Raw genomic sequence first — 5,357 nt, forward strand, 5'->3', positions numbered from 1 at the left:
TGTCGGGACAGGTCGCGTCCCCGATAGGTCAGCGGGGCCTCGGGGGTCAGGGCGGCCTGCAGCCGCACCCAGCGGGCGCCGACGCTGTCCTCCAGTTGCATGGCCGCCAGCGCCTGCATCCCCTCGGGGAAGCCGCGCAGCCACGACACCAGGTGGGGGTGGAGGTCGCCGGACAGCTGCCGGACGACCTCATCCCAGTCGTCGCGCAGCGCCGCGACCAGGTCACGTCCGGTGCGCACCCGCTGTCCGTTGACGACCAGGTTGACCGGGCGCGGGCTGGCTGCAACAGGTGGTCGCAGCGAGGCGAGCGGCACGGTGCGCACGACCGGCGGGTTACCCCCGGCCAGCCAGTCCCGAGCCTGTCGTTCGGTCCAGCGGTCGGCGGGCTGGTAGGCGAGCAGGCCGTCCACCAGGTTGCGCCAGCGGGGGTCGCCGATGGCGTCGGTGGTGTACCGGCCGTCCACGATGATGGCGCGTTGCACCTTGTCAGATGGCATGGCACCGTCGGGTGCAGCCAGCAGGTGGCGGCCGGTGAGGAGTTGGTGCATGATCGCGCCCAGCGCCCACCAGTCGATGGACCTGGCCACCTGGCCCTTGGTGTGTACCTCGGGGGCGGCCCACGGCCAGGACGCTGCCACCGTCTGCATCAGCACGGTCGCCACCTGGTCGGCGGCCACCCCGAAATCGGTCAGCACCAGGTCGAGCTGCGGGTGCACCGCCCGCACCAGGACGTTGGCCGGTTTGAGGTCGCGGTGGGTGATGCCCAGCCCGTGCACGTGCGCGATTGCGTCGGTGAGCTGCTGCAACACCGCCCGGCAGAGTGCCGGGTCGAGCCGGCCACCCATCTGCACCCGGTACTCGGCGAGGTTGCCGAGCGGGCAGAACTCCTGCACCTCCCACGGCTCGCCGTCGGTCTCGCCGTGCTCCAGCAGCCGGACGACGTGCCGGTGGTCGGCCCGGTAGAGCCTGCCCAGCACCTCCCGGTCGAGCTGGGCCGCCGACTTGTAGAGCTTCACCACCACGTCGGCGCCGTCGGAGCGCCTGGTGCACCGGACCAGGTCGGCCTGGCCGCCGAACACCTTGAGGTCGTACAGCGGCTGGTAGCGGCCGAGCAGGTCGTCCGGCAGGTTGGTCCGCAGCCGGCCCGGAACCGCACCAGCGCCGGTGGGGGTCGGCGCTTCGTTCCGGGTGGGGGCGAGCCGGGTGGGCGGGATGACGGGCTGGGCGTCCACCGGGTGCACCTGGCCGAGCACTGCGGTGGGCCGGCGGTCGGCGGTCTGCGACCTGCTGCCGGTGGGCAGCACATCGGTCGGTTGCCGGTCGGCGGCTTCGTTGAGGCCACCGGGCACCACCACGGTGGCGGACGCGTCCGACGAGTCGTCGACCCGGGTCAACCCATCGCGGCCGTACCTCACGCTGCTCACCTCCAGGACGTCCAGCCTAATCGGGGTCGCCACTGCTGCCTGTCGGGGTTGTCTCCCGTCGTCCCCTGAACCAACCCGGAGTACGCCGAACGCTGCCCAGTGGTTGCTCGGCCGCGCAGTGGTCGGACTTGGGCGATAGTCTGTTGTGCGATTACACGTCAGAGCAAAGGGGCCAGCACCATGTCGAAGCCGATCCTCGTCCTCAACTGTGGATCCAGCTCCATCAAGTACCAAATGATCGACGCGGAGAGCGAGGAACTGCTGGCCAAGGGCCTGGTGCAGCGCATCGCCACCGGCACCACGGGCACCATCGACCACGAGGTGCTCAGCAACAACCAGGGCGAGTACCACGTCGACCAGGAGCTGCCCGACCACGAGACCGCACTGGCCAAGGTCTTCGACCTGTTCCGCGAACACGGCCCCAACCTCGACGAGACCGTGGCGGTGGCGCACCGCACCGTCCACGGCGGCGACAAGTTCGCCGCCCCCACGTTGATCGACAACGAGGTCGTCAAGACCCTGCGCGAGTTGTCGCCGCTCGCCCCGCTGCACAACCCGCCGGGCATCGCCGGCATCCAGGCGGCCCGCAAACTGCTGCCCAACATTCCACACGTCGGCATCTTCGACACCGCGTTCTTCGTGAACCTGCCCGCCGAGGCCTACACCTACGCGATGGACGTCGGCACCGCCTCGCAGACCAAGATCCGCAAGTACGGCTTCCACGGCACCTCGCACCAGTACGTCAGCCAGCAGGCGGCCAAGCTGCTCGGCCGCGACGACCTCAAGCAGATCGTCTGCCACCTCGGCAACGGCGCCTCGATGTCGGCGGTTGACTCCGGCCACCCGATCGAGACCTCGATGGGCCTGACCCCGCTGCCGGGTCTGGTGATGGGCACCCGCACCGGCGACATCGACCCCGGCATCATCGGCTACCTGCACCGCGAGCTGGGCTGGACCGCCGCCGAGATCGACACCGAACTCAACAAGCGTTCCGGCATGCTCGGGCTGACCGGGCACACCGACATGCGCGACGTGCAGTCCGCGATCGACGCCGGCGACAAGCGCGCCCGGCTCGGCATGGACGTCTACGTGCACCGGCTGGTCTTCTACATCGGCGGCTACGCGGCGCTGCTGGGCGGGCTGGACGCGATCACCTTCACCGCCGGGGTCGGCGAGAACTCATCGGAGGTGCGCGCCGAGGTGTGCGAACGGCTCGGCGTCTTCGGCGTCCAGCTGGACGAGCAGGCCAACAGCATCCGCAGCAAGGAGCCCCGCGTCATCTCCACCCCGGAGTCGAAGGTGAAGGTGCTGGTCATCCCGACCAACGAGGAGCTGGCGATGGCCCGCCAGTCGGTTGAGTTGCTGGCCAGTTCCTGACCAGCCGCGGTCATCACGTCGAGGCTCTGCGCCGGCCCAGGCATGGTGCAGGCCAGTAAGTTGGTCCACATGGCGACTGCACTGGTCACGGGAGGCACGTCGGGCATCGGCCTGGCCTTCGCCGGCGAACTGGCCGAACGGGGCTACGACCTCGTCCTTGCCGCCCGGGACGCCGATCGGCTGGCCGAGACCGCGGCCGACCTGACCGACCGGTTCGGCCGTCAGGTGGAGACGTTCCCGGTCGACCTGGCGGTGCGCAGCGACGTCGACCGCCTGGTCGAGCGGTTGACCGACCAGCAGCGTCCGATCGAGGTGCTGGTCAACAACGCCGGGTTCGGGTTGAACACCCCCCTGGTGGGGACCGACGTCGAGTTACAGGATCGCGCGATCGAGGTCATGTGCCGCGCGGTGCTGGTCTGCTCCGGCGCCGCGGCCGAGGCCATGAGGAGCCGCGGACGAGGCATGATCATCAACGTCTCCTCGCTTTCAGCCTGGATCTACAAGGGCAATTACTCGGCGCTCAAGCGCTGGGTGCTCAGCTACACCCAGGCCCTCGCCCTGGAGCTCGCCCGCACCGGGGTGCAGGCCACCGTGGTCTGTCCCAGCTGGGTCAAGACCGAACTGCACGAACGGGCCGGCGTCAAGCGCCCCCGGCTACCCGGCTGGGCCTGGGTCGAGGCGACCGAGGTTGCTCGCGTTGCGCTGGACACCGCATCCCGCGGTAAGGTCGTCGCGATTCCGGGACGCGGATGGCGGGTCGCGGTGTGGGTGCTCAGACATGCGCCGGACGCGCTGCCCCGCTTCTTCTCCCGAAGGATCAGCAAGTCAAGGAGCAACTAGATGGCTGAACTCGGGGGCAACCGGAAGCGGTTCACCTCGCCGCTGAACACGATCGCCACCACCACCGCGCAGCAGTTGCTGCTGAAACCGGCGGTCTGGAGCCTGCTGACAGTGCACGTGCACGGCGAGCAGAACCTGGAGGGCGCCGAGGAACCGTTCATCGTCATCGCCAACCACTCCTCGCACTTCGACGGGCCGCTGATCGTCGGCGCGCTGCCGCGGCGGCTCAGCAAGAACCTGGCCACCGGCGCCGCGGCCGACACATTCTTCACCAAGCGGCACAGCGCGGCCGCCGTCCAGCTGTTCATGAACGCCTTCCCGGTCAACCGGGCCGGCACCCGCAGCCACCGTGGGATGGCCAAGCAGTTGTTGAGCGAGGGCGTCCCGATCTTCCTGTTCCCCGAGGGCACCCGGTCACGCTCGGGCGGCATGGGCCCGTTCACCCCGGGGGTGGCTGCGCTGGCCATCTCGTTCAACTGCCAGGTGGTGCCCTGCGCGATCGTGGGCGCCTTCGCGGCCTGGCCGGCACGGGAGCCGCGGTGGCGTCCGGGTCGCCCACCGGTGCACGTGGTGTTCGGGCTGCCGATGCGTCCCCGCCCCGGCGAGATCGCCCACCAGTTCAACGAGCGGTTGCGCCGCAAGGTCATCGAGCTGCACGACTCCACCGCACACGCCTACGGTCTGCCGACCCAGGCCGAGATGCTGCACCGGGCGGCGCTGGAGAAGTCCGACCGGGCCTCACGCCGGGACAGATCGCGCAAGTCGGACGGCGGTTCCGAGCTGACCGGGCAGGACACCCCCGCACGCGACGAAGAAGACCCCAAGCAGTAGGCTCGGCGGATGAGCAGCGGACGTGGCCTGACGGTGGCGGCGGTGGTCGTGACGTTCAACCGGCTGGAGCTGCTGCAACGTCTGGTCACCCGGCTGCGCACCCTCGACGCCGTGGACGCCATCCTGGTCGTCGACAACGCCTCCACCGATGGCACCGGCAAGTGGCTGGCTGAGCTCGCCGAGCACGAACCCTGCGTGCTGTTCCGCACCCTGCCCTCCAACGTCGGTGGCGCCGGGGGTTTCCAGACCGGGCTGCAGTGGGCGCACGACCTGGGCGCCGAGCTGGCGTGGATGATGGACGACGACGGCCTGCCCACCCCCGAGTGCCTGGACACCCTGCTGGAGTACCGCGGCGAGTTCGACTTCTGGGGTCCGGCGGTGCTCACCGAGCAGCGTCCCGACGAGCTCTGCTTCCCGATCAGGCTGCCCGGCACCGCAACCGTGGCCCGCACCCTGGCCCAGCTCGAGGCGGTCAGCACCGACCAGATCGTGCCCGACGTGGTCATCCCGTTCAACGGGGTGCTGGTGACCCGCGAGCTGGTCGACCGGATCGGCAGCGTCCGGGCCGAGTTCTTCATCTGGGGCGACGACGTGGAGTACCTGTGGCGGGCCCGTGACGCCGGCGCCCGGGTCGCGACCGTGGTGGACGCCCATTTCCTGCACCCGGCCACCGACGACCTCGGCACCCCGATGCTGTTCGGCCGCACCACCTACAACCACTCGCCCAGCGACCTGAAGCACTACTGCATGGCCCGCAACAACACGGTCAACCTCCTCGACCACCATGGCCCGTTGCACGCTGCGGCGTTCTGGGCCAAGACAGCGTGGTTCTACAGCTTCGTGCGGCCAAGCCCGAAACGGTTGGCGCTGTCGGCGCAGGCGATC

At 69.7% G+C, this 5,357-nt stretch carries 5 protein-coding genes; 4 read left to right on the forward strand and 1 reads right to left on the reverse strand.

The genetic code is table 11. The features are described 5' to 3' along the window. Positions 1-1,424: protein kinase domain-containing protein (locus tag WBL05_RS11350; protein WP_424226006.1), on the reverse strand; the 1,424-nt coding region annotated here is incomplete at its 3' end. Between the two features lie 180 nt (positions 1,425-1,604). Here WBL05_RS11350 and WBL05_RS11355 point away from each other — a divergent pair. The 4 genes from WBL05_RS11355 to WBL05_RS11370 form a co-directional block, all read left to right on the forward strand. Next, positions 1,605-2,801, forward strand: coding sequence for an acetate/propionate family kinase (locus WBL05_RS11355; RefSeq protein WP_424226007.1), 1,197 nt, complete (start codon positions 1,605-1,607; stop codon positions 2,799-2,801). Positions 2,802-2,870: 69 nt separating this feature from the next. Then, a complete protein-coding gene (locus WBL05_RS11360; protein ID WP_424226009.1) occupies positions 2,871-3,641 on the forward strand; it encodes an SDR family NAD(P)-dependent oxidoreductase in 771 nt (256 codons plus the stop codon). Beyond that, a complete protein-coding gene (locus WBL05_RS11365) occupies positions 3,642-4,472 on the forward strand; it encodes a lysophospholipid acyltransferase family protein (RefSeq protein ID WP_424226011.1) in 831 nt (276 codons plus the stop codon). A 9-nt stretch (positions 4,473-4,481) separates the two neighbouring features. After that, a partial coding sequence (locus WBL05_RS11370) for a glycosyltransferase (protein WP_424226012.1) occupies positions 4,482-5,357 on the forward strand: 876 nt, incomplete at its 3' end.

The organism is Brooklawnia sp., from assembly GCF_049651565.1.
Taxonomy (GTDB): domain Bacteria; phylum Actinomycetota; class Actinomycetes; order Propionibacteriales; family Propionibacteriaceae; genus Brooklawnia.

Coding starts and splice junctions, on each gene's coding strand:
- WBL05_RS11355 (WP_424226007.1), top strand. CDS start 1,605: ATGTCGAAGCCGATCCTCGTCCTCAACTGTGGATCCAGCTCCATCAAG.
- WBL05_RS11365 (WP_424226011.1), top strand. CDS start 3,642: ATGGCTGAACTCGGGGGCAACCGGAAGCGGTTCACCTCGCCGCTGAAC.
- WBL05_RS11360 (WP_424226009.1), top strand. CDS start 2,871: ATGGCGACTGCACTGGTCACGGGAGGCACGTCGGGCATCGGCCTGGCC.